Origin of the sequence: Mycobacterium sp. 852002-53434_SCH5985345 (assembly GCF_001667155.1) — a bacterium.
GTDB lineage: Bacteria > Actinomycetota > Actinomycetes > Mycobacteriales > Mycobacteriaceae > Mycobacterium.
This window is the reverse complement of the sequence record NZ_LZIE01000090.1, coordinates 66,976-92,205: the sequence shown is the minus strand read 5'-3', so window position 1 is coordinate 92,205 and position 25,230 is coordinate 66,976. Positions and strand designations below refer to the sequence as shown.

General features: G+C 67.6%; 29 protein-coding genes and 1 tRNA gene. 19 read left to right on the top strand and 11 right to left on the bottom strand.

Annotation, left to right across the window (positions count from 1 at the left end; all coding sequences use genetic code 11):
- Positions 1 to 173: 173 nt before the first annotated feature.
- From rpmF to A5756_RS22025, 5 genes are all read left to right on the top strand, one after another.
- A complete protein-coding gene (rpmF, locus tag A5756_RS22045; protein WP_007168835.1) occupies positions 174 to 347 on the top strand; it encodes a 50S ribosomal protein L32 in 174 nt (57 codons plus the stop codon).
- 66 nt (positions 348 to 413) lie between these two features.
- On the top strand, positions 414 to 1,103 hold the full coding sequence (mprA, locus tag A5756_RS22040; protein ID WP_066957451.1) for a two-component system response regulator MprA: 690 nt from the start codon (positions 414 to 416) through the stop codon (positions 1,101 to 1,103).
- A gap of 16 nt (positions 1,104 to 1,119) precedes the next feature.
- Entirely contained in the window at positions 1,120 to 2,670 is a 1,551-nt protein-coding gene (locus tag A5756_RS22035) for a HAMP domain-containing sensor histidine kinase (RefSeq protein WP_066957449.1), read from the top strand.
- Between the two features lie 75 nt (positions 2,671 to 2,745).
- Positions 2,746 to 4,215, top strand: coding sequence for a S1C family serine protease (locus tag A5756_RS22030; RefSeq protein WP_066957448.1), 1,470 nt, complete (start codon positions 2,746 to 2,748; stop codon positions 4,213 to 4,215).
- Positions 4,215 to 4,772 carry a molybdenum cofactor biosynthesis protein B gene (locus A5756_RS22025; protein WP_066957446.1) on the top strand — a complete coding sequence of 186 codons (558 nt, stop codon included), beginning with the start codon at positions 4,215 to 4,217 and terminating at the stop codon, positions 4,770 to 4,772. The genes A5756_RS22030 and A5756_RS22025 overlap by 1 nt, the downstream gene beginning before the upstream one ends.
- 4 nt (positions 4,773 to 4,776) lie before the next feature.
- Here A5756_RS22025 and mscL read toward each other — a convergent pair whose 3' ends face one another.
- The 4 genes from mscL to A5756_RS22005 form a co-directional block, all read right to left on the bottom strand.
- Positions 4,777 to 5,238, bottom strand: coding sequence for a large-conductance mechanosensitive channel protein MscL (mscL, locus tag A5756_RS22020; RefSeq protein WP_066957443.1), 462 nt, complete (start codon positions 5,236 to 5,238; stop codon positions 4,777 to 4,779).
- Positions 5,239 to 5,304: 66 nt separating this feature from the next.
- Positions 5,305 to 5,982, bottom strand: coding sequence for an SAF domain-containing protein (locus A5756_RS22015; RefSeq protein ID WP_066957441.1), 678 nt, complete (start codon positions 5,980 to 5,982; stop codon positions 5,305 to 5,307).
- Positions 5,983 to 6,049: 67 nt separating this feature from the next.
- Positions 6,050 to 6,388 (bottom strand): FmdB family zinc ribbon protein, encoded by a 339-nt coding sequence (locus A5756_RS22010; protein WP_066957439.1) that lies wholly within the window; start codon positions 6,386 to 6,388, stop codon positions 6,050 to 6,052.
- An 89-nt stretch (positions 6,389 to 6,477) separates the two neighbouring features.
- On the bottom strand, positions 6,478 to 7,077 hold the full coding sequence (locus A5756_RS22005; RefSeq protein WP_066957437.1) for a 5-formyltetrahydrofolate cyclo-ligase: 600 nt from the start codon (positions 7,075 to 7,077) through the stop codon (positions 6,478 to 6,480).
- Between the two features lie 76 nt (positions 7,078 to 7,153).
- On the opposite strand from A5756_RS22005, the gene A5756_RS22000 reads away from it, so the two are divergent.
- The 8 genes from A5756_RS22000 (at position 7,154) to A5756_RS26100 (ending at position 13,539) form a co-directional block, all read left to right on the top strand.
- Positions 7,154 to 8,065, top strand: a complete 912-nt coding sequence (locus tag A5756_RS22000) for a UTP--glucose-1-phosphate uridylyltransferase (RefSeq protein ID WP_066957434.1) — start codon at positions 7,154 to 7,156, stop codon at positions 8,063 to 8,065.
- A gap of 54 nt (positions 8,066 to 8,119) precedes the next feature.
- Positions 8,120 to 9,412, top strand: coding sequence for a gephyrin-like molybdotransferase Glp (gene glp, locus A5756_RS21995; RefSeq protein WP_066957432.1), 1,293 nt, complete (start codon positions 8,120 to 8,122; stop codon positions 9,410 to 9,412).
- Between the two features lie 21 nt (positions 9,413 to 9,433).
- On the top strand, positions 9,434 to 10,087 hold the full coding sequence (locus A5756_RS21990; RefSeq protein ID WP_197505814.1) for a GNAT family N-acetyltransferase: 654 nt from the start codon (positions 9,434 to 9,436) through the stop codon (positions 10,085 to 10,087).
- 152 nt (positions 10,088 to 10,239) lie between these two features.
- On the top strand, positions 10,240 to 11,268 hold the full coding sequence (glpR, locus tag A5756_RS21985; protein WP_066957429.1) for a gephyrin-like molybdotransferase receptor GlpR: 1,029 nt from the start codon (positions 10,240 to 10,242) through the stop codon (positions 11,266 to 11,268).
- A 50-nt stretch (positions 11,269 to 11,318) separates the two neighbouring features.
- A tRNA-Ala gene (locus tag A5756_RS21980) sits at positions 11,319 to 11,391 on the top strand.
- Positions 11,392 to 11,541: 150 nt separating this feature from the next.
- On the top strand, positions 11,542 to 11,841 hold the full coding sequence (locus A5756_RS21975; protein WP_232005390.1) for a hypothetical protein: 300 nt from the start codon (positions 11,542 to 11,544) through the stop codon (positions 11,839 to 11,841).
- A 2-nt stretch (positions 11,842 to 11,843) separates the two neighbouring features.
- The gene (locus A5756_RS26555) at positions 11,844 to 12,902 is read left to right on the top strand and encodes a hypothetical protein (RefSeq protein WP_066957427.1); all 1,059 of its coding nucleotides are present in this window, start codon (positions 11,844 to 11,846) and stop codon (positions 12,900 to 12,902) included.
- Positions 12,903 to 12,918: 16 nt separating this feature from the next.
- A complete protein-coding gene (locus tag A5756_RS26100; protein WP_156659759.1) occupies positions 12,919 to 13,539 on the top strand; it encodes a hypothetical protein in 621 nt (206 codons plus the stop codon).
- Between the two features lie 13 nt (positions 13,540 to 13,552).
- On the opposite strand, the gene A5756_RS21965 is transcribed toward A5756_RS26100, so the two are convergent.
- The 5 genes from A5756_RS21965 to A5756_RS21945 form a co-directional block, all read right to left on the bottom strand.
- Positions 13,553 to 14,122, bottom strand: coding sequence for an LppA family lipoprotein (locus tag A5756_RS21965; RefSeq protein ID WP_231989268.1), 570 nt, complete (start codon positions 14,120 to 14,122; stop codon positions 13,553 to 13,555).
- Complete coding sequence (locus tag A5756_RS21960) at positions 14,119 to 16,059, bottom strand: alpha/beta hydrolase (protein WP_066957425.1); 1,941 nt, start codon at positions 16,057 to 16,059, stop codon at positions 14,119 to 14,121. The genes A5756_RS21965 and A5756_RS21960 overlap by 4 nt, the downstream gene beginning before the upstream one ends.
- Before the next feature lie 90 nt (positions 16,060 to 16,149).
- Positions 16,150 to 16,968 (bottom strand): hypothetical protein, encoded by an 819-nt coding sequence (locus A5756_RS21955; protein WP_066957424.1) that lies wholly within the window; start codon positions 16,966 to 16,968, stop codon positions 16,150 to 16,152.
- Complete coding sequence (locus tag A5756_RS21950) at positions 16,965 to 17,570, bottom strand: TetR/AcrR family transcriptional regulator (RefSeq protein ID WP_066957422.1); 606 nt, start codon at positions 17,568 to 17,570, stop codon at positions 16,965 to 16,967. Before A5756_RS21950 ends, A5756_RS21955 begins: the two co-directional genes overlap by 4 nt.
- Positions 17,571 to 17,673: 103 nt before the next feature.
- Positions 17,674 to 18,222: a TetR/AcrR family transcriptional regulator gene (locus A5756_RS21945; RefSeq protein ID WP_066957791.1), complete on the bottom strand. Its 549-nt coding sequence runs from the start codon at positions 18,220 to 18,222 to the stop codon at positions 17,674 to 17,676.
- Between the two features lie 188 nt (positions 18,223 to 18,410).
- Between A5756_RS21945 and A5756_RS21940 the strand changes: the two genes are divergently transcribed.
- From A5756_RS21940 to A5756_RS21930, 3 genes are all read left to right on the top strand, one after another.
- A complete protein-coding gene (locus tag A5756_RS21940) occupies positions 18,411 to 19,631 on the top strand; it encodes a cytochrome P450 (protein ID WP_066957420.1) in 1,221 nt (406 codons plus the stop codon).
- 86 nt (positions 19,632 to 19,717) lie between these two features.
- Positions 19,718 to 20,863 carry a M20/M25/M40 family metallo-hydrolase gene (locus A5756_RS21935; protein WP_066957417.1) on the top strand — a complete coding sequence of 382 codons (1,146 nt, stop codon included), beginning with the start codon at positions 19,718 to 19,720 and terminating at the stop codon, positions 20,861 to 20,863.
- 85 nt (positions 20,864 to 20,948) lie between these two features.
- Positions 20,949 to 21,200, top strand: a complete 252-nt coding sequence (locus A5756_RS21930; RefSeq protein WP_066957415.1) for a hypothetical protein — start codon at positions 20,949 to 20,951, stop codon at positions 21,198 to 21,200.
- A 5-nt stretch (positions 21,201 to 21,205) separates the two neighbouring features.
- Here A5756_RS21930 and A5756_RS21925 read toward each other — a convergent pair whose 3' ends face one another.
- The gene (locus tag A5756_RS21925) at positions 21,206 to 21,946 is read right to left on the bottom strand and encodes a class I SAM-dependent methyltransferase (RefSeq protein WP_066957413.1); all 741 of its coding nucleotides are present in this window, start codon (positions 21,944 to 21,946) and stop codon (positions 21,206 to 21,208) included.
- Between the two features lie 215 nt (positions 21,947 to 22,161).
- Between A5756_RS21925 and A5756_RS21920 the strand changes: the two genes are divergently transcribed.
- Genes A5756_RS21920 through A5756_RS21910 form a run of 3 tightly spaced genes read left to right on the top strand, consistent with a single transcriptional unit; the run spans position 22,162 to position 24,352 of the window.
- Positions 22,162 to 23,178, top strand: coding sequence for a GHMP kinase (locus A5756_RS21920; protein WP_066957790.1), 1,017 nt, complete (start codon positions 22,162 to 22,164; stop codon positions 23,176 to 23,178).
- On the top strand, positions 23,166 to 23,783 hold the full coding sequence (locus A5756_RS21915; protein WP_197505486.1) for an SIS domain-containing protein: 618 nt from the start codon (positions 23,166 to 23,168) through the stop codon (positions 23,781 to 23,783). The genes A5756_RS21920 and A5756_RS21915 overlap by 13 nt, the downstream gene beginning before the upstream one ends.
- Before the next feature lie 14 nt (positions 23,784 to 23,797).
- Complete coding sequence (locus A5756_RS21910) at positions 23,798 to 24,352, top strand: HAD-IIIA family hydrolase (protein WP_066957409.1); 555 nt, start codon at positions 23,798 to 23,800, stop codon at positions 24,350 to 24,352.
- Here the strand turns inward: A5756_RS21910 and A5756_RS21905 are convergent.
- Positions 24,339 to 25,112, bottom strand: coding sequence for a WecB/TagA/CpsF family glycosyltransferase (locus tag A5756_RS21905; protein ID WP_066957408.1), 774 nt, complete (start codon positions 25,110 to 25,112; stop codon positions 24,339 to 24,341). The two genes, A5756_RS21910 and A5756_RS21905, sit on opposite strands and share 14 nt — an antisense overlap.
- Positions 25,113 to 25,230 lie beyond the last annotated feature (118 nt).

Genomic DNA, 25,230 nt, shown 5'->3' with positions numbered 1-25,230 from the left:
GCCACGGTCGTTGACACGCCGGGATCACAGCCGTCACGGCAATCTCGGCGCCGGTGGGCGTCGTTTTGGTGCCGGGCAGGCCACCGACTATCCTGATAGCAATCGTCGCACGTTCGGCCCCATGGGCCACGCCCGCGCGACAAGCCCCCGGACACGAGGAGTTAGGCCCGACCATGGCCGTACCCAAGCGCAGGATGTCGCGCGCGAACACCCGAAGCCGTCGCGCGCAGTGGAAGGCCACCAAGACCGAGCTCGTCGGTGTGACGGTCGCAGGCCAGAAGCACAAGGTGCCCCGCCGGCTGCTCAAGGCGGCCCGCCTCGGTCTGATCGACCTGGACCGGCGTTAGTTAATCTCGGCAAACACCCGGCGCGCCTCTCAGCCCGCTCTCAGGCGTCGGGACGACACTAGGCCCGTGCGGATACTGGTCGTCGACGACGATCGCGCAGTGCGTGAGTCGCTGCGTCGATCGCTTTCCTTCAATGGCTACTCGGTCGAGTTGGCCCATGACGGGCTGGAGGCGCTCGACATGATCGCCAGCGACCGGCCCGACGCGCTCGTCCTCGATGTGATGATGCCGCGGCTGGACGGCCTCGAGGTGTGCCGTCAGCTCCGCAGCACCGGCGACGACCTGCCGATCCTGGTGCTCACCGCTCGCGATTCGGTATCCGAGCGGGTCGCCGGGTTGGACGCAGGCGCCGATGACTACTTGCCGAAGCCGTTCGCATTGGAGGAGCTGTTGGCCCGGATGCGGGCGCTGCTGCGCCGCACCAAGCCGGATGACGATGACGCCGAATCGGTGCCCATGCAGTTCTCCGACCTGGCGCTGGACCCGGTGACCCGGGAAGTGACTCGCGGGCAACGCCAAATCAGCCTGACGCGTACCGAATTCGCCTTGCTCGAAATGTTGATCGCCAATCCGCGCCGCGTGCTCACCCGCAGCCGGATCCTCGAGGAGGTGTGGGGATTCGACTTCCCCACCTCCGGCAACGCGCTGGAGGTCTATGTCGGCTATCTCCGCCGCAAGACCGAGGCCGACGGCGAGCCACGACTGATCCACACGGTGCGCGGCGTGGGCTACGTCCTTCGGGAAACACCGCCGTGATGAGCCGCCTCCGACGATGATCCGGTACCAACGACCCCAACGCGTACCGCTGCGTGCCACCAGCTCGTTGTCGCTGCGGTGGCGCGTCATGCTGCTGGCGATGTCGATGGTGGCGATGGTCGTGGTGCTGATGGCATTCGCCGTGTATGCGGTGATTTCGGCTGCGCTGTATAGCGATATCGACAACCAGCTGCAAAGCCGTGCGCAGCTGTTGATCGCCAGCGGTTCACTGGCCGCCGACCCCGGAAAGGCCATCGAAGGCACCGCCTATTCGGACGTCAACGCGATGCTGGTGAACCCGGGTCACTCGATCTACACCGCCCAGCAGCCGGGTCAGACGTTGCCGGTCGGCGCCCCCGAAAAGGCGGTGATCCGCGGTGATTTGTTCATGTCCCGCCGCACCGCGCTCGATCAACGAGTCCTCGCCATCCACCTGCCCAACGGCTGTTCGCTGCTGATCTCCAAGAGCCTCAAACCGACCGAGGCGGTGATGACCAAGCTGCGCTGGGTGCTGCTGATCGTCGGCGGCATCGGCGTCGCGGTCGCGGCCGTGGCGGGCGGCATGGTCACCAGGGCGGGGCTACGTCCGGTGGCCCGCCTCACCGAAGCGGCCGAACGGGTGGCGCGCACCGACGACCTGCGGCCCATTCCGGTGTTCGGTAGCGACGAATTGGCCAGGCTCACCGAGGCATTCAACTTGATGCTGCGAGCACTGGCCGAGTCCCGCGAGCGGCAAGCCCGGCTGGTCACCGACGCCGGACACGAATTACGCACCCCGCTGACGTCCCTGCGCACCAACGTCGAGCTGCTGATGGCATCGATGGAACCGGGAGCGCCGCGGCTGCCCGAGCAGGAGATGGTCGAGCTCCGCGCCGACGTGCTGGCCCAGATCGAGGAATTGTCCACGCTGGTGGGCGATCTGGTGGACCTCACCCGCGACGATGCCGGCCAGGTGGTGCACGAACCGGTCGACATGTCCGAGGTGGTCGATCGCAGCCTGGAGCGAGTCCGGCGGCGCCGCAACGACATTCACTTCGACGTCGCCATCACGCCCTGGCAGATGCACGGCGACGCTGCGGGGCTGTCGCGTGCGGTGCTCAACCTGTTGGACAACGCGGCCAAGTGGAGCCCACCGGGCGGTCATGTCGGCGTCACCATGCGGCAACTCGACCCGTCGCACGCCGAGTTGGTGGTGTCCGACCACGGGCCCGGCATTCCGCCGCACGAACGCCGGCTGGTGTTCGAGCGGTTCTACCGTTCGACGACCGCACGCGCCATGCCCGGCTCGGGGCTCGGGCTGGCGATCGTCAAAAAGGTCGTGCTGAATCACGGTGGATTGCTTCGTGTCGAGGACACCGTGCCCGGCGGACAGCCGCCGGGAACCTCGTTTTATGTGCTGCTACCCGGTCGGCGGATGCCCCCGTCGCCGTATCCGACACCCGCCGCGAGTGTCCCAGAGGAAGAGTCCGGCACCGATGCCACCGTCCCCGTGGCCGGCGACCAGTCGAACTCTCGGGAACCCGCGAACGTTATCTCAGTGGACTCTCAGTCCGCGCGGGCAAGGTAGGTCTGCAGCTACTGTTGAAGAACCCAGTCGAGCCGACGAGCCGATACTGAGATAGAGGAAGTGCGACCTAGCGACATGACGAATGACCCGAGGTATTCGCCACCGCCGCAGCAGCCGGGATATCGTCCCGCGCCGAATCAGCCTGCGCCCACCCCGACCCACCCGGGGACCTCTGCTTACGGCCAGGGGCATCAGCAACCGTATAGCCAGCCATTCGACTGGCGGCAGCGTTCGCAGACCTCCCAATTCCGGCAGCCCTACGACCCGTACAACGGCACCGGTCCGGGCCGGACGCCGGGGGGAACCGGGGTAGGCCCCCTGCCCGGGGCCACCGGGACCGGCCCGATTCCCGGCATGCTGCCCCCTATGCTGCCGCCGGGTCCCCAAAAACGTTCCCGCGCAGGGCTGTTGACCGTAGGCGCGTTGGCCATCGCGGTGGTGTCGGCGGGCATCGGCGGGGCCGCGGCGACGGCTGTCGAGCTGGGCACGCACACCACCAGCGGCAACGGGCGCAGCGTCATCGGCGCCCCCACCGTCCCGGCGGCGAACATGCCGCCGGGCAGCGTCGAACAGGTCGCCTCCAAGGTGGTGCCCAGCGTCGTCATGCTGGAGACGGATCTGGGCCGCCAGTCCGAAGAGGGCTCCGGCATCATCCTTTCCGCCGACGGGCTGATCCTGACCAACAACCACGTGGTCGCGGCGGCCGCGGGGCCGCCGAAGGGCCCCGCGGCACCCCCCGGCGGTCCGCCCGGAGGCCCCGGTGGCGGACCCGGTGGTCCGGCGCCCAAGACCACGGTGACCTTCGCCGACGGCCGCACCGCACCCTTCACGGTCCTCGGCGCCGATCCCACCAGCGACATCGCCGTGATCCGCGTGCAGGGCGTCTCCGGCCTCACCCCGATCTCCCTGGGCTCCTCGTCGGATCTCCGCGTCGGCCAACCGGTGGTGGCCATCGGGTCGCCGCTGGGTCTGTCGGGCACGGTGACCACCGGGATCGTCAGCGCGCTGAATCGGCCGGTGTCCACCACGGGTGAGTCGGGCAACCAGAACACCGTGCTGGACGCGATCCAGACCGACGCCGCCATCAACCCGGGTAACTCCGGCGGCGCGCTGGTCAACATGAACGGCCAGCTGGTGGGCGTGAACTCGGCCATCGCCACCCTGGGTGCCGATTCGCCGGATGCCCAGAGCGGTTCGATCGGGCTCGGGTTCGCGATCCCGGTCGACCAGGCCAAGCGCATCGCCGACGAGCTGATCAGCAGCGGCAAGGCGTCCCACGCCTCGCTCGGCGTGCAGGTGACGAACGACAAGGGCTCCCCGGGCGCCAAGGTCGTCGACGTCGTGCCGGGTGGTGCGGCCTCGAGCGCCGGCGTGCCCAAGAATGTGATCGTCACCAAGGTCGACGATCGTCCGATCAGCAGCGCTGACGCCCTGGTCGCGGCCGTGCGGTCCAAGGCGCCCGGCGACAAGATCTCGCTGACCTTCCAGGATCCCGCTGGTGGCAGCCGTACCGTGCCGGTGACCCTGGGGAAGGCGGATCAGTAATGCGAGTCGAAGAACCCTCGGCGGCGGGATTGTCGGAGCTCGGTTATACCGTGGCACCCATGGATACGGGTGCGGAGTTGGTAGTCGGCCGGGCCCTGGTCGTGGTGGTCGACGATCGCACCGCTCACGGGGACGAGGACCACAGCGGTCCGCTGGTAACCGAACTGCTGACCGAGGCCGGATTCGTCGTCGACGGTGTGGTTGCGGTCGCGGCGGACGAGGTCGAGATTCGCAACGCGCTCAACACCGCGGTGATCGGCGGCGTGGACCTGGTGGTCTCCGTTGGCGGTACGGGTGTCACCCCGCGCGACGTCACCCCGGAGGCCACCCGCGAAATCCTGGACCGGGAAATCCTCGGCATTGCCGAAGCCATTCGAGGCTCGGGGCTGTCCGCGGGGATCATCGACGCCGGGCTGTCACGCGGCCTGGCCGGGGTGTCCGGAAGCACGTTGGTGGTGAACCTGGCCGGTTCCCGGTACGCGGTGCGCGACGGAATGGCGACGCTGAATCCGCTGGCCGCTCAAATCATCGGGCAGCTGTCGAGCCTGGAGATCTGACCGCCTAGGTCTGTGACTCGGCGTCGGCGCGTGGTCCGTGCTCGGGTGGGGGCGTAGTGGTCGTCCCGCCGTGCTTGCCCGACGAATCTCCGTCGGTCTGGGCGAGCAGGTCCCGGATTTCGGTGAGCAGGACAACCTGGGCGTCGTCGGCCTGCTCGACCTCACCGCGCTTACGCAGCGTGTTGTAGGGCAGCACGACGAAGAAGTAGACGACCGCGGCGATGAGCACGAAGTTGATCGCGGCCGATAGCAGGATGTTCAGGTCGATGGTCTGGCCGCCGCCGATGCTGATCTTCAAGGCGCCGACGTTGGATTGCTGTTTGACGCCGATCCGGTTGATCAGCGGCGCGATGATGCTGTCGGTGAACTTGGTGACCAGTGCGGTGAAGGCGGTACCGATGACCACCGCGACGGCCAGGTCGACGATGTTGCCCCGCGAGAGAAACTCCTTGAACCCTTTGAACATTGAGATGTCCTTCCTGGGATTGGGCAGAGTTTGCTGTCGGCCGCGTGGCCGACGGCGGGGAGGCACTCAGTGCAGGGTGAGGGTCACCGCCTGACCCAGCGCCGAGCCCGCCACCGTATTCGCCACGCGAGCCGGCAGCGCAACTAAGACTACGCGGTCACCGTCCGCGCCCTGGACCTTTGGCCTGGCCGACACGAGCACCACGACGGCGTCGGTGGCCACCACCTTCGGGGCGGCCTGGGGAGTCTCCGGTGAGCCGGTTGTCGGTGCGGCCAGCACGTCGACGACGTCGCCGACGCGGACAAGGTCGATCAGGGCGCTATCCGCCAGCCGCAGCGGCACGATGCGGGCGCCGGGACCCGCCTTCGACGCGATTGCGGCCTCGGCCAGCCGGCTGCCCAACAGCCGCACATCGGTGAGCACCTCGCCGCGCCTCGCCGGGCCGGCCAGCGTCGAACCGGCCACGGCGCTGACGTCGGTCAGTGACCCATCGGGAACGGTTGAGGCCAAACGCTTTTCGAGACGGACATCGGCGGGGGTCAACGCGGCGCCCGGCCGCAGGTCGTGATCGGCGATCAGCACCTCGGCATAGTCACCGGCCGGGTCGCAGCGCAGCGCCGCCAGGGCGGCCAGCACGACGAGCCCGCCGGCGGCGACACGCCGCGCCAGCACGGTCTTGGTCCAATCCGGACGCAGCATCAAGAGGCGGCTGAACAGGCTTGGATTCAGCGATGATTCGCCCACTCCGCGAACGTAAGCGCAACGCGGTCACCGGCGCATGCCGGCGGCAAAAGCGTTTGTGGATAACCCGTTAACTCGAGGCAGCGGCGGCGGACGCCGTCGAGGTACTGCTCGACTTCTCGGTCGAGCCGGATTTCTCGCTCGACCCGGACTTCTCCGCGGATCCCGAGGTCGACCCGGAATCGCTCGACGAGGACCCGTTGGTAGAACTCGTGGACTTCTTGTTGCCGGACTCGCGGCTGTCGGTGCGGTAGAAGCCGCTGCCCTTGAACACCACGCCCACGGAGTTGAAGAGCTTGCGCAGCCGCCCGGAGCAGCGCTCGCAGGTGGTCAGCGCATCGTCGGTGAAGGCCTGCACGATGTCGAAGCGATCGTCGCACTCGGTGCACTGATAGCTGTAAGTCGGCACAAAAACCTCCGGGTGATTGCAAAGTGCTGTTAGCACTCTAACGTCTCAAGTGCTAGAACCGCCACGTGACGCCGCTCATTCCCGATCTGTTATCCCAGATCGAGTGGTATTAGTCCCACCCGCGGGGTGAGCGCATCGGTCATCGGTATGTCGTGCGGCTCGGCGGGCAACTCGTCCACCAACTCCGCGTCGCGCACGAGCGCGATCAGCCGGGCGTGGGGGTCGCGGCCGGGCAGGGAGCGATCGTAGAAACCACGCCCCCGGCCCAACCGCACCCCGGAGCGGTCGACGGCCAACGACGGCACCAGGATCAGGCTCGCCTCCGCGATCGCCGACGCCGGCAGCCACGGTTCCGGAGGCTCCAGCAATCCCCACCGCGCCGATGCCAATGTGCCGGGCCGGTATTCGCCCCAGCGCATCGGCAGGGGCGTGTTGTCGGCGGTGGTGCGCGCAACCGGTAGCAGCACCCGTCCGGCCAGCCGCAGCAACACGTCCACCATGTCGATCGAGCCGGGCTCGGCGCCGACCGGCACGTATGCGCAGATCGTGCTCCCGCTGCTCAGGAAGTTTTCCGCGGCCTCCAGTCGCTGGCACAACATGCGCGCCTCGTCGGCCCGAACGGCGTCGGCAACGCGGCGCCGGGCCGCCTGCAGCTGCCCCCGCAACACGGCCTTGCTGGTGGTTGCCATGGGTTAACCATTGCAGCCGGGTCTTCGGCCGCGCCACATCGACTCGGCAAACCGTGTTCGGGTTATCGTGTGAACAATGTCAAGCCCAAAAGTGGTGGTCCCACACACGGCGATCGTGCCCGCTGCCGGTCTTGGTACCCGCTTCCTGCCCGCGACGAAAACGGTTCCCAAGGAGCTGCTGCCGGTCGTCGATACCCCCGGCATCGAGCTGGTCGCCGCCGAGGCGGCTGAGGCGGGCGCCGACCGCCTGGTGATCATCACCTCCGAGGGCAAGGACGGCGTCGTCGCGCACTTTGTCGAGGACCTGGTCCTCGAGGGCACGCTGGAGGCCCGCGGCAAGAAGGCCATGCTCGACAAGGTGCGTCGCGCGCCGCAGCTGATCAAGGTCGAGTCCGTGGTGCAGGCCGAGCCCCTGGGCTTGGGGCACGCCATCAGCTGCGTGGAGCCCGCGCTGACGTCCGACGACGACGCCGTGATGGTGCTGCTGCCCGACGACCTGGTGCTGCCGACGGGCGTGCTGGAGGCGATGGCGAAGGTGCGAGCGGACCACGGTGGCACGGTGTTGTGCGCCATCGAGGTGACGCCCGAAGAGATCAGCGCCTACGGGGTTTTCGATGTCGAGCCGGTGCCCGGCAACGACAACCCCGACGTGCTGAAGGTCAACGGCATGGTCGAGAAGCCCAAGCGCGAGGACGCCCCATCGATGTTGGCCGCGGCGGGCCGCTACGTGCTCGACCGCGCCGTCTTCGACGCGTTGCGCCGCGTCGACCGTGGGGTGGGCGGCGAAGTGCAGCTGACCGATGCGATCGCCCTGCTCATTTCGGAGGGCCACCCCGTGCATGTCGTCGTGCATCACGGATCCCGACACGACTTGGGAAATCCCGGCGGCTACCTCAAGGCTGCGGTTGACTTTGCATTGGATCGTGACGACTACGGCCCGGATTTGCGGCGATGGTTGGTGGCGCGGTTAGGCCTGGCCGAGAAGTAGCCGGCCGATGCGCCCGGCCCGACACGGCGCCCGTCTAGGGCAGAGAGGCGCGCTGTGCGTTCTGTGGAGGAGCAGCAGGCCCGGATAACGGCCGCCGCGGTGGCTCCGCGGCCGATCCGGGTGGCCATCGCCGAGGCGCAGGGGCTGATGTGCGCCGAGGAAGTAGTCACCGAGCGCCCCATGCCCGGGTTCGATCAGGCCGCGATCGACGGTTATGCGGTGCGCAGCGTCGACGTGCTGGGCATCGGCGAAGTGGGCGCCGACAGTCTGGGCGAGCCGCCCGGCGATGCGGAGCTCGACGAAGACCGGCGCGAGGGCCTGGTCCTGCCCGTGATGGGGACCGTCGAGGCCGGTGCGCGCACACCCAGCCGCCTGCAGCCCCGCCAGGCCGCCCGCGTGCACACCGGGGCCCCGTTACCCACGCTGGCCGACGCCGTCATCCCGTTGCGCTGGACCGATGGCGGCAGCTCGCGGGTGCGGATCCTGCGCGGGGCACCATCGGGCGCGTACGTGCGCCGCACCGGGGACGATGTGCAGCCCGGTGACGTCGCGGTGCGTGCGGGCACGGTCATCGGCGCGGCCCAGGTCGGCCTGCTGGCGGCGGTCGGGCGCGAACGGGTGCTGGTGCATCCGCGGCCGCGGGTGACGGTGGTCGCCGTCGGCGGCGAACTGGTCGACATCTCGCGCACCCCGGGCAACGGCCAGGTGTACGACGTCAACTCCTACGCGTTGGCGGCAGCAGCCCGCGACGCCGGCGCGGAGGTCAACCGCATCGGCATCGTCAGCAGCGACCCCGGCGAATTCCGCGAAGTCATCGAGGGCCAGGTCAACCGGGCCGAGGTGGTGGTGATCGCCGGCGGCGTCGGGGGTGCCGCGGCCGAGCGGGTGCGGTCGGTGCTTTCCGAGCTCGGGGAGATGGAAGTCGTCCGCGTAGCGATGCATCCCGGGTCCGTCCAGGGATTCGGGCAGCTGGGCCGCGATGGTGTCCCGACGTTCCTGCTGCCCGCCAACCCGGTCAGCGCGCTGGTCGTCTTCGAGGTGATGGTGCGGCCGCTGATCCGGCTTTCCCTGGGCAAGCGCCAGCCGATGCGCCGGGTCGTGCAAGCCCGCACCCTGTCGCCCATCACGTCGGTCGCCGGGCGCAAGGGCTACCTGCGCGGCCAGCTGATGCGCGACCAGGAGACCGGTGAATATCTGGTGCAGGCGCTCGGTGGAGCCCCGGGGGCGTCCTCGCACCTGCTGGCCACCCTCGCCGAAGCGAACTGCCTCGTGGTGGTGCCCAGCGGCGCCGAACAAATCCGCACCGGCGAGATCGTCGACGTCGCCTTCTTGGCTCAGCGCGGTTAAGTGCAACGACTCCGCGCGTTCGTGAACCTGTTGCGTACCAACGCCCGTCATCCGGGTTGGCCGCTGGACGTCGGGCCGTTGCGCGTCCCGGCGGGGGTGGTCCGGTTGCGGGCGGTGCGAATGCGCGACGGCGCCCAGTGGAGCCGCATCCGGTTGGCCGACCGCGCGCACCTCGAGCCGTGGGAGCCCAGCGCGGAGGGCGATTGGACGGTCCGGCACACGGTCGCCGCGTGGCCGGCGCTGTGCTCCGGCCTACGCGCCGAGGCCCGTGCCGGCCGCATGTTGCCCTACGTCATCGAGCTCGACGGGCAGTTCTGTGGCCAGCTGACCATCGGCAACGTCACCCATGGGGCGCTGCGGTCGGCGTGGATCGGCTACTGGGTGCCGCGGTCGGCGACGGGGGGCGGCGTGGCCACGGCGGCGTTGGCGCTGGGCCTGGACCATTGCTTCGGCCCGGTGATGCTGCACCGCGTGGAGGCCACCGTGCGGCCCGAAAACGCCGCCAGCCGAGCCGTATTGGCGAAAGTCGGGTTCCGCCAGGAGGGGCTGTTGCAGCGCTACCTCGAGGTGGACAAGGCGTGGCGGGACCATCTCTTGATGGCCATCACCGCCGAAGAGGTGTCCGGATCGGTGGCCTCGACCCTGGTCCGGGGCGGACACGCCAGCTGGGCTTGACCGCCCCTCGCGATGTGGCTACCGCGACACGAGTGACTCATGGTGCTTGTGAGAGGCAAATTACAGGTGTGTAATTGTCCTGGTCACCAAGACCCGGCCGCGCTGGACCCGGTGGGCCTCGCGGGGATCGGAACCGAAGAGAGCAGGTCGTCATGCCAAGCATTCCGCAGTCACTGTTGTGGATCTCGCTCGTAGTGCTCTGGCTGTTCGTCTTGGTGCCGATGCTGGTCAGCAAACGCGACGCTGTGCGGCGCACCAGCGACGTGGCCCTGGCGACCCGGGTCCTCAACGGTGGCGGGAACTCGCGCCTGATCAAGCGCAGCGGTCCGGCCGCCGGTCACCGCACCGACCCGGACTGGAAGCCACCGGAAGAGTCGGCCGAAACCGAGCTCGACGAGGACCGCGACCTCGCCGAGGAGGAGAACGAAGAGGACGCAGACGAGCACGACACCGAGGAACTGCGCCAGTTGCGCCCGGTGGTGATGAAGGTTGCGGCGCCCGAGCGCAACGAGCCCGACTACCTCGACGTCGACGTCGTCGAGGATTCACAGGCGCTTCCGGCGGGCGTGGCGGTCGAGGAGGAAGCCGAGGACGACGAGGATTCCGACACCGATGTCGTCGCCCACGCCGGCGACGAAGAAGACGACGAAGGCTTCGAATACGTCGAGGACTCTTCGGGTCTGGAGCCGGAGGCCGAGGCCGACGACGAGGAAATGCCGGCGCCGGTCCCGCGGAACGCCTCCCGGCGCCGCCGGTTCGACGCGAAGACCGCCGCCGCGGTCAGCGCCCGCAAGTACAAGTTCCGCAAGCGGGTGCTGATGGTGATGGCGGTCGTCCTGGTCGGCACGGCCACAGCCGCGTTCAAGATCTCGCCGAGCGCCTGGTGGGCGTGCGGCACCGCCACCGCGGTGACGCTGCTGTACCTGGCGTACCTGCGGCGCCAGACCCGGATCGAGGAGAAGGTGCGCCACCGCCGAATGCAGCGGATGGCGCGGGCGCGGATGGGCGTGGAGAACGCCTACGACCGCGACTACGACGTGGTTCCGTCTCGGCTGCGGCGTCCCGGCGCGGTGGTGCTGGAAATCGACGACGAGGACCCGATCTTCGAGCACCTGGACTACGCGATGCCGATGCGGAACTTCGGTTGGCCCCGGGACCTGCCGCGCGCCGTCGGCGAGTAGTGCCGGCAGTTCGGCGGTTCGTGCCGCGGCTGGTAGCCTGCTAGCGGTCAGGGGCTATGGCGCAGTTGGTAGCGCGACTCGTTCGCATCGAGTAGGTCAGGGGTTCGAATCCCCTTAGCTCCACAGAGTTTGAGCAGGTCAGGCCATCGTTCGAGCAATATCGGGAGCCGTCTGCGGAGACCGCGCGGCAGTTTGGCCGGCCGCGCGCGGCGGCCAGGTCCGGCGTGGTCGCGGTGACTGGCAGGCGTAAATTCGCCTGCATACACTTCGCTCGTGTCTCAACCGTTGCGTGTGGATACGGCCGGTGTGCAGGCGATGGCCACCCGTTGGAGCGCCTTGGCTGGCGATCTCGGTGAGACGCTGGCGGCCCCGACGCTGGGCTTGTCCTGTCAGGCCAGCGCGTCTGCGGTCACCGCCGCCCACGGCGACGTGGCCCGGTTCAGTAGCGGATTGGCCGCACGGGTGGGGACACGCGCCACTGCTGTCGCTGAAGCGGATCACCGCTATGCGTCCAGTGAAGCCGCTTCCGCCACGGAATTCGCTGCGGTGGCACCGTCGGTGAACGGCGGGTAGCAATGGCGGGGGTCGCTGGGGTTCCCGGCTTGTCCGCGCTGTTGGCTTGGCCGACCGACCACCTGACCGAGGCGGCCGATTACTGGGAGACCGTCGGCGAGCGCAGTTATGGCGTCGCGCACCAGGTGTGGCGGGACGCGCTGTCAGTCGATTGGCGCGGCGATGCCGCTCTCGCGGTGCGCAGCGCGACGCACTCCGATATGACAAGCACCAGCGCGGTCGTCGACCAACTCCGAGCCGCGGCAGGCGTCGCACGCGGCGCCGCTTCAGATCTCACCGCGGCTCGCTCCCGGGTGCGTTACGCCGTCGAAGACGGGCGCAGCGCGGGGTTTGTTGTTGGCGAAGATCTTTCAGTTAGCGATCGTATGGTCGGCGGCTCGACCGCGCAGCAGGCCGCTCGGCAAGCTCAGGCGCAGGCCTTGGCGAGCGATATCCGCCAGCGCGCCGTGCAACTCGTGAGCCTCGACCAAGAGGTCGCCGGCAAAATCAGTGTCGCGGTCGCCGGCATCCGCGATACCTTCCCGGCCGACAACCACGTTCGTGGCGTCGACAACCACACGTTCAAAGACGCTCCGCAGCCGGCGATGTCGCGCGAGCAAGCCAAGGCGGGCCTGCGGGATGTCAACCGGAGGATTTGGGAGCACAACAATATCGATAAGCCGGTCATTGATCGGCTGCCGCCCAATGATCCGCGACGAGCCGATTTCAACTTCGAGGCTGAGCAGCTGAACTCGGAAAAGCGGCAATATCTTGACGTCCTATTCCATCAGCATCCGCCGGAAACCGTCGCCGGCCCGCACGGGGAGCAGCTGCCGGGCGTTCCTGCCGGGGAAAGTTCAACCGGGCCAGCAGATTCCGGTAAGGGGTGGCTTTTCCCCATCCAGCCCGGACAGGCGGGCTGCGATCCGCGGGTGACAACTATTCGCGTCATGGAGCCGACGCCCCAGTATCCGAATGGTTATGTAGTGTATATGAATGGCATGGGTCAAACGGTGAATCCTTTTACCGGACGGACGATTCCACCATCCGACGACTTCGCACATATACCGTTGCCGGAGTGAGGAGAAGCTACTACCCATGAGTCTTTATCCGGTCAGTCAGCTTTACGAATTCACACCGGAGGTGGAGGCAACAACGTCCTCGCGACGAAATCCCCTCGTCTTGGTGGGCGCGCTGGATGAAGCCGAGTTCATTGATATGCGCCTGTCACCCCAGCGCTCCCGCGTCGGAGTTCTGTGCGCCATTCAATGGTGTCGCGACTTCGAGGGTTCGAACGCGGCCCTGGTCGTGCTGAACGGCGTGGGAGGCGTGACCTGGTCGAACGACGACCAGGTGCGTCAGCGCCCCTGGCACGCTCAATATGGTGATTGGGAGCCAACGCGATCTGCACGGGCCGGGGGGCCATTCCCGACGCGGGATGCCGGGAACGAGGATTCGTGGGCTGTTGATGCGGCCGGCGCGCCACTGCCTCTTGAGGGTTCGAAGGGCGCTGAACCGCCGGACTATGTTCTGCGGTTCGGTCGTTTGACCGTGTCGGGTCAAGCAGCTCGTGTTTACATCGGGCAGATCGAGGGGTTGGGCGATACTCCGCCCGATATGGGGGAGTTGGGCGATGCCGAGATTATCGCTGGATTTCCGCAGTGGTCATCGGTAATGGAAGTCCGGGAGTACTACACGTATTTCTGGTCCGCGGAATAGCCGACCACGCGACCTATTTCTTGTCGCGGGGCAGCCGGCAGCCGGTGTAGCCGGCGACGACGAGGTTCCCCCGGTAGCCGACCTTGATGAAGATCCCGGTGGGGCCGTAGAACCCCACGTCGTGGTTTCCGGGGCTGTTCTGCATCACCTGCACGTCGGTGGCGTCGATCTTGGCGGCCGCCTGTTTGGCGGTCTCCTGGATCGTCGCCCACTGTTGCTCGGAGACCGGCACGTTGGCGGCAACGGCGTCGGGGAGGAAGTAGCGTTTGCCGTCGGTTTGCTCGTACGGTCGCTCGCAGTTGTCGCCGGAGCCCTCGTGCGGTGTCTCCCACCTGATCGAGGGGATCAATTTGCTTGCCGCGGCGGTGATCTCGTTCATCGCGGCCTGCACCTGGGTTTGGGTGTCCTCGAACGAGGGCAGGGACTTGAGCACCTGGAGGGCCTTGGTCGCGTCGTTGGGTGGGGTCGGCGCGTAGGGCTGGTTCACGTGACATCCTCCTGCGGCTAGTGCGATTGCGGCCATGGCGATGCACAGCATGCCGTGGCGTTGCAGGTTCCGGGCGCTGGTCTGGTTGTTGCTCACTTCGTGGGAACCGCCTTATCTCCGAGTCCGGCGAGGACGGCGGCGATGTTGTAGTTGGTCGTTCTCAGTCCGCCGCCGTCGGGGAAGCGAGGGTAGTCGCTGTGGCCGTGCGCGTCTTGAAGGGTGAGGGTGCCGCCATGGCCGTCAGACACGGTGGCGGGACCGGTGGCCAGGTGGGTGAAGTTCGGGTTGGTCGCCGGGTTCGGGCCGAAGTGGCCGGCGCCGGAGGCGTCCGCCGCCCCCAGGACACTTGTAGCGAGGTCCCGGAAGGGCGGCGGCAGGAAGGGCGCGACGTCGTGGGCGATGGCCGGGCCGTCGTAGGTCCACTGGATCGGGTCGTCGGGCGTTTCCATGGTGAACACGTGCCCAGGCTGCAGGTGGAGTTGTTGCGGTGTGGAGGCTTCGATGCCGGGTGAGCCGTAGAACAACGCTCGCGACACCCCGTGATCGCCGGGCTCTTGCAGGGCAAGGCCGGTGGTCAGCGAGCCGTAGGAGTGTCCTATCGCCGTGAGGTCGGCCGGGCCGCCGTGGTGGGCGGCCTGAATCCCGTCGTAGAAGCCGGCCAGGTCATGGGCACCGGCTCTGGCGACGGCGTCGTGGCTGACATCCCACCCGCCGGCAAGCGATTTGCCGATGTCGTCGAAGCCCGGCACCTGCGGCGGGTCATACCCGATCCACGCGATGGCCGAGACGGTGTCGTGTTCGTGCCCAGGGGTCAGGCTCAATTGGCGGAGCGCCTCCTTTCTCGCGTCGGTCGCCTCGGACACCATGCCCCCGATGGCGCCGTGGACGGTGGTGTTCAAGCCGGGCGCGGTGACCGATACGTGGGTGGCCGTGTCGGGGTCTCCGACCGCGATCGCAGCGCGCGCCTGCTTACCGGTCTTGGTGTCGAGCAGCATCAGCTTGCGATCGGGGCTCGCTTTGACGGTTCTGTCGACGGCTTGCAGGTCGGGCAGGTACTTGGCCCCGTCCCGGGCCGCATCGTATTGGCGTTGCCACGCCTCGTAGGCGAGGCGGTCGTCGAAAATTGCCCCCGGCTCGTTCGGCGGCGGAATGTTCTTGCCCGCCGCCCAATCGGGATGCTGGGCCTTCAGCGCGTCGGCCTGTGCAGCGGCCGCCTGAGCGCGGCCCAGTTCGTCGGCAAGGTTGAGCCGGTTGTAGTGATCCCGGTCCACCGCGGGCATCCCGTTGTGATTTCCGATCGATGGGTTCCGTTGATACTCACGGTCTTTCTGCGCGGGCGTAAGAGTGTTCCAGACGTCCGCAAATTCCTTGGGATCATCCGGCAGGTCCGGTACCGGCGACAGCGGACCCTCGACCGCCTGGATACCCGACTGGTCGTATCCGTCGCCGTGCAAGGCGCCCAGTGACCTCTGCAGCGTGTTGGAGTAGCCGTCGCGGATCGACTGCAGCTGGTGCAGAGCATCCCTGGTCTCGTCGGCGGCGTCGGCACGGGCGTCTTTGATCAACGACTCCAGCTGGGAACGACTGCTCGGGTCGAGTTTGGGGTCCTCCAGATCCTTCATCGCCGCGCCGATGAGCTTGTCGAGCAGCTGCAACTGCCGTTCCAGCGCGGCGATCTGGGCGGCGCCGGCCTTCTGCGCCTCGGCCAAGGCGGCCGCGATGTTCTCCAGGTCGACCCCGATCTTGGGTAGCTTCAGGGATTGCGCCCCAATCGATTTGACCGTCCGCTGCACCTCGGCCGAATCGTTGATCGGGTGGTCGCCGTTCTGGTGGTTCCAGGCCGCGTCGAATCGGTTACGGGCTTGCTCGAACGCATGGTCCGCCTCAGCGGTGCACACGCCGGCCTGGTGGAAGGCGTCCGCCAATTGAGAAATCTCGAACGGGTTGCCGGCCTGCAGACTCCGGTTGATCGCCCACGGATCGCCGCCGGCCTGGCCGATCAAATCGGCAACGTTGAGCCAGACCAGCTGCATCGCACCGCCAGAAAGTTCGCCATTCGTTCCCCGGACAGGCTGATGACGTTACTCCCCGAATTGGGATCCCGTGTTCAAGCACTCAACCCGTCACGGGTGAGCAACGAGATACGTTTCGTTGTCCAGGTCGGCGGTCAGTTCGTCGACGTCGAAGGGGCGGTTGAGCCGGGCGTGCAACGCCTTCGGGTCGATCAGGAGGCTGATCTCGGCGGTCTGGCGAGCGAACATTCGTCCAATGAGTGGGTAGAGGCGCCGCATGATCGCCCGCTCCCCGGCGGTGCAGCGCGATGCGCAGTAGCCGACGTGTCCGATCTCGTCCGTCAGGATCTCGCTGTACAGCAGTTCGATTCGCTCGGCGACTTCCGGTTCGTCCGCGAATAGTTTGATGCCGGCGCGCCGTAGCTCGTCGAACATGATGCAGCCCGCCATCTCAGCGGCTCCGACGAAGAGAAAGCTCGGCCGTTCGGGTAGGAAAACGCCGGTCTTCACGAACTGGCGCATCACGAACGGTGGGGGAACGACTTGAAACGTCAGATCGAAGATGTCGAGGGCGTACGCGAGCAGCCGCGTGTGGTAGTGCTCTTCGAGTTCGAGGTAAACGTTCTCGGGCGGCAGGTTCTGATCGCTGTTGCGCCCGTAGGTTTCCCCGAGTCCGACTCCGAACCTCTCAGCCTGGTTCAGTTTGGCCGTTGCCAGCAGGAACAGCATCTTCGGATCCAGCCCGGCTTCCGGTCGCCGGCGGCGCAGGTTGCGAAGGAACGTGTCTCGGTCGGCGGGATGGGCTGACCGGACGGGGTTCGCCTCGAGCTCGTTGAAGAAATGCTCGCGATTCGCCAGCCGCCTGTTGAGCAGGTCGGCTTCGCCGTCACGCCGGGCCAGAAAGTCCCGGTACCCTTCGATGCCGTTCATCGTTTCTCCATTCCTTTGACAATCGTTGTCACGTAACGGCTTAACTGCGCAGGATCGTGTGTTCCGGTGGCCAGCAGGGCGAAGAGTCCGGTGAGAAAGAACGTCCCGAGCTCCGCGGCGTCTACCTCGGCCGAGACTTGCCCCGCGGATTGCGCCCGGCTGATGAGGCCCACCAGAAACCGTGCGAGCGGGTGTTGCGCGAACTCGTCTTCGACCGGACGGGACGACGAGAAGTGTAGGCCGAGCATGTCCCGGAAAACTGCTGCGCCCAAACGTTTTTCGGCATCTAGGACGTGGGCCACGAGTTGCGAGAGGATCGACGACAGGTCACCGTTGGCGGCGCCGAGTTCGCTGATGATCCGCGTCTCCTCGCTGCGCTCCAACTCGGCGAGAACGTGCTCCTTCGTCGGGAAGTGGAAATAGAAGGTTCCCCGCACCACGCCCGCCGCGGCGGCGATGGCGCTCACGTCGGCGGCGGCAAGCCCGCGCTGCGCAATCTCGGCCAGCGCGGCGTCGAACAAGCGTGCCCGGGTCTCGAGTCGTCGAGCCTCCCGGACGCCCCGTGCCGATGTTGCGGCTCCGGGAGGGGCCTGTGCCTCCATGGCTGCACGGTACGGCAAGTCGCTGACGCCCGTCAATGACGGCCGTCAACGAATCGAGGGGCGATCGAAGAGCCGGACCGACTGCCCTTAGCGGCCGGCTGATTCACCCTTCGGTGAAGCCGGGAGCAAGAAACCGGTGCAGCACTTTTCGTTCGACGCGACTGCTCGCCAGCGGCCAGTAGGCCAGGGACAGCACCACCCGTACGATCCACTGCGCCGCCTCCGGGTCGTCGGTGATTCCCGTGAGCTCGGCCGCCAGATGACTGAGCACCGGCGAGGAATGCAACTCGCCCAAGTCCGGAGAACTGCCCGGACTGAGCATCAACCGTCGCAACGGGTCCGATCTGATCTGCTCGAGTGCGACGGTGACGGCGGTGATGACGCGTTCGGGCCCACTGAGCCCCTCCACGGCACGGCGAACCGTCTCGATGATCCCCGCTGCCAGGCGAATCAGCACCGCGTCTCGTATCTGGGCTTTGCCGCCCGCATAGCGGTAGATGGTGGCTCGCGAGCAGTGGACCCTCGTCGCCAGGGTGTCGATGTCGAAGGCATCCAGCCCTTCGCGCACTACGAGGTCGGTTGCCGCGGCGTAGATACGTTCAGCCGCCGCGGTCCGGCGATCGCCACCGACGACCCAGTCGTCTCGGACCACGGCCTCCACCCCCTTGAGTCGCTGAATGTATATCTTCTCAGAATTGAGACGATCTTGGCGATATGTTTCACCGTGTCCGCAGGTCATGTCCCGCTGGTGAGACGACGCGGTCGGGAGGCGGGTACCGGGGATTGCAACTTCGTCGATTTCGATTGACTCGGCAGGTCCTCGCCGCTCAGCGTTGAGGAATGACATCGAGAGACGGTGGTCTTGGCCTGGCGCTCTTCGACGACGAGTTCATCCAGAACCCGTATCCGCTCTACGAGCGGATGCATCAGGCCGGACACGTCCATCGCATCGGAGATTCGGACTTCTACGCGGTGAGTAGTTGGGCTGGTGTGAGCGAGGCGGTAACACGCTGCGCCGATTTCTCGTCGAACCTGACCGCGACGATGATGTATCAGCCAGGAGGGGGCGTCGCAGCTTTGCCGATGGGCGAACTCGGCGGACCCACCCAAGCGTTGGCCACGGCCGACGAGCCGGTCCACTCCGTGCATCGGAAGGCGTTGCTGCCACAACTCGCGGCGAAGCGCATCCGCGCCTTCGAACCATTCATCGCCGACACCGCAGCCCGGATCTGGGATGTCCGGGCGCGAGACGGACGCATCGAATGGATGAGCGCAATGGCGAACCGGCTGCCTATGATGATCGTTGGCAGGATCATCGGCGTTCCCGACGCCGACATCGACAAGCTCATCCGGTGGGGTTACTCCGCGACCCAAGTGGTCGAAGGGCTGGTCACCCAAGATCAGCTGGATGCCGCGGGCATCGCGGTGCTGGAACTCAGCGGCTACGTCACGGAACTGTTCCAGCACGCGGCCGGCAATCGACAAGACAATCTGCTCGGTGATCTCGCTAGCGCCTGCGCCTCCGGCGATCTGGACGACTTAGCGGCACTCGCCATAATGATCACACTGTTCAGCGCGGGTGGCGAGTCCACGGCCTCCCTGATCGGTTCTGCCGCTTGGGTTTTGGCGACTCGGCCGGATATCCAGCGGCAGCTGCGGGATCGGCCGGACGCGCTCGGGGCGTTTCTGGAAGAGGTGCTGCGCTACGAACCGCCCTTCCGCGGTCACTACCGGCACGTCGTCGACGACACCGAACTGTGCGGCGCCGAATTGCCGGCGGGTTCGCGCCTGATCCTGTTGTGGGGAGCCGCCAATAGGGACCCCTCGCACTTCGACAACCCCGCAGAGTTTCGACTCGACCGGCCTGCGGGGAAGGGCCACATCAGCTTTGGGAAGGGAATCCACTTCTGCGTCGGAGCCGCACTCGCCCGGTTGGAGGCGACCATTGTGCTGGGCCACCTCCTCGAGCGAACCTCGAACGTCACGGCCGCCGCCGTCGGGAGGTGGCTCCCCAGTCTGCTGGTTCGGCGCCTCGAACGGCTGGAACTCGCGTACGCGTAACCGCCGCGCCGAGCAGGCCCGAGGTTGCACACCACACCAGCGGGGTACTGATCCTTTCGGACGAGCCGCGAACCTGAAAGGACCGAATGGCGACGCGCGAGGACAACGCCACCGACGGCCTGCTGCAAGAACTCCTGTGGGCCTACGGGCCGTGCGGCCAGGAAGCCGACGTGCGCGCCGTGTGTGCCCGGGAACTGCGACCGGTCGTCGACGACATGTGGACCGACGACGCCGGGAATCTGATCGGGTACATCGCCGCCGATCCGCCCGCCGACGGCGTCGGGCGCGCCCACCGGCACCGGGTGTCCTCGGCGGCCGAACCCGGCGTGGCGACGCGGATCATGGCGCACATGGACGAACTGTCCATGCTGGTCAAGCGCGTGGAGCCGGACGGCACGCTGCACCTGACCCAGCTGGGCACGATGTATCCGGGCAACTTCGGCCTCGGGCCCGTCGCCGTGCTCGGCCAGCACGAGACGCTGACCGCGGTGCTCACGCTCGGTTCCGAGCACACCACGCAGGAGAGCCAGCGGATCTGGCAGACCAAGCCCGACCAAGGCGATAAGGCGCTGGACTGGGATCACGTCTACGTCTTCACCGGGCTGAGCACCGACGAGCTCGAGGCCGCCGGCGTGCGCCCGGGCACCCGGGTGTGCGTCGACCGCAGCAAGAGGACGCTGGTCGAGTTCGGCGGCTACCTGGGCTGCTACTTCCTCGACGACCGGGCCGCGGTGGCCGCCCTGCTGCGCGCGGCCGCCCAGCTGCGCGACCGCGGCCAGCGGCCCGTCGACGACGTCTACCTCGTGTTCACCACCAACGAGGAGATCGGCGGCGTGGGCGGCACCTACGCCAGCGGGTCGCTGCCCGGCACCCTCACCCTCGCGCTGGAGGTGGGCCCCACCGAGCAGGAATACGGCACCACCGTCACCGGCGGCCCGATCGTCGGCTACAGCGACGCCTTGTGCGTCTACGACAAAGACGTCGCCGACCGGCTGATGAGCATCGCCACCGAGTTGGGGCTGTCGCCCCAGGCCGCCGTGCTGGGCGCGTTCGAATCCGATGCGTCGCATTCGAAGGCCAACGGGCTGACGCCGCGCGCGGGCCTGCTGTGCGTGCCCACGCTGAGCACGCATGGTTACGAAGTCATACCCCGCCGGGCCATCGACGACATGGCGGCCGTGATCGCCGAGTTCGTCCTGCAGCCCGGTGCGCATGCGCGCGGCGAAGATTAATACGGTCCCAAAATTTGCCTGAACATTGCTTAAGAGGCGCGTGGCGGCCCCCGGCGCGCCGGAATACCGGTCCTACGGTCGACGGATGAACGTTGACTACTACCTGCAGAAGGTGCCGGTTGAGTCGGTGCGGCCAGGGTTCTCACTCGCCATCGATCAGGGCGGTGATTATCGCCTCTTCCAGGTCGAATGCACGCAGATGACCCAGCGCAGCGGGCAGCCGGTGAGTTTCACCCTGACTTCGGAGCCCATCGACGACGGCGACCCCTGGGTGCTGGAATGCGCGGCTGGCACGCCGGTCGTCCGGGTCCTCGGCGTGTGCAAGGTGGCCTCCTAGTCTCGTCAGTCCGGCTTTGCGGCGGCGACGAATTGCAGCGCCCGCTGCGTCTGTTGCTCGACGTCGACCAGCCCGGCCGAGGAGAACAGGTCGACGAAGGCGCGCCGGTCGAACATGGTGAGCCCGATGACGCCGGCGCCGGCGGTCATCGCATGCCGCACCGGCGGCAGGTCCGGGACGTAGCTGGTGAGGACCGCGATGCGGCCCCCGGGCTTGAGCACCCGCACCATTTCGCGAGCCACGCGGAACGGCTCGGGCATCAGGTACAGGGCCCCGAAGCAGCAGACCGCGTCGAATGTCGCGTCGGCGAACGGCAACGCGCGGGCGTCTCCGCGGACATAGCAGGTGCGCGGGGTGCTGTTGTCCAGGACGGCGCGCGTCAGCATCGGCTCGGAGATGTCGAAACCGACGGCCAGGCCACCGTCCGGTAGCTGTTCCGCCAGCGATCCGGTGAAATTGCCTGGGCCGCAGGCGACGTCGAGCAATCGTCCCGCAGTGGACAGCCGCAACGCCGTAGCCGCGCGCCGCTGCTCGGCGCCGGTGGTGACGCCACTGGCCGCATAGAACGCGGCGGGGCGCCACAGCCGCTCGTAGACCGTCGCGACGAAGGGGCTGTTCATGGCTCGCTGCGCGAACGTCGGGGCCGGGGAACTCATCGATTCGCCCAATACGTCGAGGAAACCGTGCCGCGGTACCGCGGCCTCGGTGAGCAGACCACGGGTCAATTCGACTGCATCCTGGGTCATTTCATCGCTTTCGTGAAGGCTTGGACGGGTTGGCATAATCCGCAGGTGAATCCCGATTTTTCTGCCGATCCGGCTGTTACGCTAGGGCTCTTCGTGAGAGGCGACGCATTGGGGCCTCGCGCAGGCAACGGATGGGATTAGGACGTGGCGCACCTTTCGCAGACGATCGCGGGACGCGCGTCGGCCGGCTGATCGGATTACGTCGAGTGAATCCCCTGCCCCGGCCCCGAATCCGCGCGCGTGCGCCGCTGCGGATTTCATTCGCGGGGGGCGGCACCGACGTACCGCCGTTCCCGACCACCGAAGGCGGCTGCGTCCTCTCCGCGACCATCGACCGATACGCGCAGGGATCGCTGTCCCCGCGCACCGATCGCCGGGTCACGATCGAGTCGGTGGACTTCAAGACCACCCACGAGATGACGCTCGACAGCGAGATCCTCTACGACGGCAGCCTGGACCTGATCAAGGCCGCGGTGCGCAGGTTCGGCAAGGAGGGCACGGACGGCTATGACCTGGTGCTGCGTTCGAGCGCTCCGCCAGGATCGGGTCTGGGCTCGTCGTCGACGATGATGGTCGCGCTGACCGGCCTGCTCGCCGAGCACTACGGCGTGCCGATGGGCGAATACGAGACCGCGCAGCTGGCCTGTGCCATCGAGCGTGAGGACCTGGGCATCACGGGCGGCATGCAGGACCTGTATGCGGCGACGTTCGGCGGGTTCAACTTCATCGAGTTCACCGACCGCGTGATCGTCAACCCGCTGCGTATCCGCGAGGAGACCGCGTTCGAGCTCGAACTGAGCCTGCTGCTGTGCTTTACGGGGATCACGCGGGACTCCGCCCGCGTGATCGAGGACCAAACGCGGCGCGCCACCACCGGCGCCGACGACACCCTGGCCGGACTCCGGGCACAAAAGGAGCTGGCCGTTGCCATGAAGGCCGCCCTGCTGACGAACAAGCTGAACGATTTCGGCGCCCTGCTGGGCGAGGCCTGGACCCAGAAGAAGCGCATGTCCCCGTACATCACTAATGAGCGCATCGACGAGCTCTACGACCTGGCCCTGCGCAACGGCGCACTCGGCGGCAAGATCACCGGGGCGGGCGGCGGCGGTTACATCCTGCTGTTCTGCGACTTCGCGAAGAAGCACCGCCTGATCGAAAGCCTCGAGTCGGCCGGGGCCACCATCACCGAATTCGCTTTTGAGAGCAAGGGATTGACCACATGGCAGGCATGAGCCGCTCGGATGTCGTCACGCCGAGCGTCGAGCTGGTCCAGGAGCGACTGGCCGACACCATCGCGGTCAAGCAGCAGATGCTGTCGGGCGCCATCGCCGAGCAGACCGTCGAGATCGCGCGACTAATGATCGAGTCGTTGCGAGCCGGAGGAAAGGTGATCTTCTTCGGCAACGGCGGATCCGCACAAGACGCGGGGCATCTGGCCGCAGAGTTGATGGGGCGCTTCGCTTTTGACCGCCCGGGTCTCGCCGCGTTCAGCCTGCCGGACGCCACGGCGGCGATGACGGCGATCGGCAACGACTACTCCTATGACGAGGTGTTTGCCCGCCAGGTGCTCGCCGCCGGCCGCGCGGGGGATGTCGTGGTCGGCCTCACCACCTCGGGCAACTCACCGAATGTCGTCCGCGCGCTCGAGGCGGCCGCCGACGCCGGGATGACGACGGTGGCGCTCACCGGTGCGCGCGGGGGAAAGGTGGCCGATGTGGCCGAGTTCTGCATCCGGGTACCGAGCGATAACACCGGGCGGGTCCAGGAGGCGTGCCTGCACCTGGGCCACTCGATCTGCGAGATGGTCGAAGCGGCGTTGTTTCCGCGGCCCTGCTGAGACCGTCGCGACTGATGCTCGATCTACGGAAAGTGAGCACCGTCTTCCTGGATCGGGACGGGACCATCAACGTCAAGGCCGCCGACGGCGAGTACATCCGGTTCCCCGAAGACCTGGTGTTGTTGCCGGGCGCCGCCCGATCGGTGGCCGCCCTGAACGCGGCCGGTCTGCGCACCATCCTGGTGACCAATCAGCGTTGGCTATCGGAGCCGGCCGCCGACGCGGCGCGTTTCGCCGCCGTGCACGACCGCCTGGAACAACTCCTGGCGGCCGAAGGCGCCCGCCTGGACGCCGCCTACCACTGCCCGCACGCCGCGGCCAGTTGCGACTGTCGCAAGCCGGGTGCGGGCATGCTGGTGCGCGCGGCACAGGAGCATGGGTTCGCCCTGGCCGAGGCGGTGATGATCGGCGACAGCGAGAGCGATGTGGAGGCGGGCCGAGCGGCCGGCACGGCGACGGTTCTGCTTCGCCGCGGTGACGGAGATGCTGCGGGCGCCGACGTTGTGGTCGATGACCTCGCCGCCGCCGTGCGACTCATCTTGAGCGCCAAGGAATCTAGCCCCGCCTAAACCGTTGGGCCGCAGAGCGGATCACCAGTGCCAGCGCGAACGGTAGGTCGTCCCGCAGGTACCGGCGGGCGAGGCGGCGCGGCTCGAGCGCCAGCCGGTGCACCCACTCGAATCCGAGCCGTTGCAGCACGGGGGAGGCTCGGCGGACGACCCCGGCGGTCATCGCGATGCCGCCGCCGCAGGCAAGGCACCAGGCATGGGGGAGCTCCTGGCGCACCAGCTCGATGAGGCGCTCCTGCCTGGGGAAGCCCAAACCCACGAAGACCAGATCGGGTGCGGCGGCTGCGACGGCGGCGACCGCCCGCCGCGCCCCGTCCTCCGTGTCGTCGAAGCCGAACGACGGCGAGCACGTGCCCGCGACGCGCAGGCCGGCCGATTGCGCGACGAGCGCCGCGGCCGCTTGCTCCGGGACGCCCTCGGCGCCGCCGAGGAGGTAAACCGACTTGCCGTCGGCGGCCGCCGCGGCGCTCAACGGGAAGATCAGCGACGAGCCGGCGACGCGCTCGGGCAGCCTGTCCCCCTGGGCCCGCGCCGCCCACACCAGCGGCATGCCGTCGGCGACCACGAGGGTGGCCCGGGCGATCAGCTCGGCGAGTTCGGGGCGGCGCGCGGCCGCCCGGGCCACGTCGACGTTCACCGGGACGATCGAGCCGCCCCGACCAGCGGCCCACGCTTCGCGCACGACGTCGACGACCTGGTCTTCGGTCAGGGCATCGAACCAGAGACCGCCGACCTGAATCTTGTCCGGGCCCGCGCTCACCCGGACATCATGCCCCGCGGCATCATCCTGGCGAAGCGGTTCAGCCTTGCCGCGGCCGGAACCGAGCCCATAACCTGGGCAACATCCGACCGCGTCGGAAGTTCGGGGACTGGCGGGG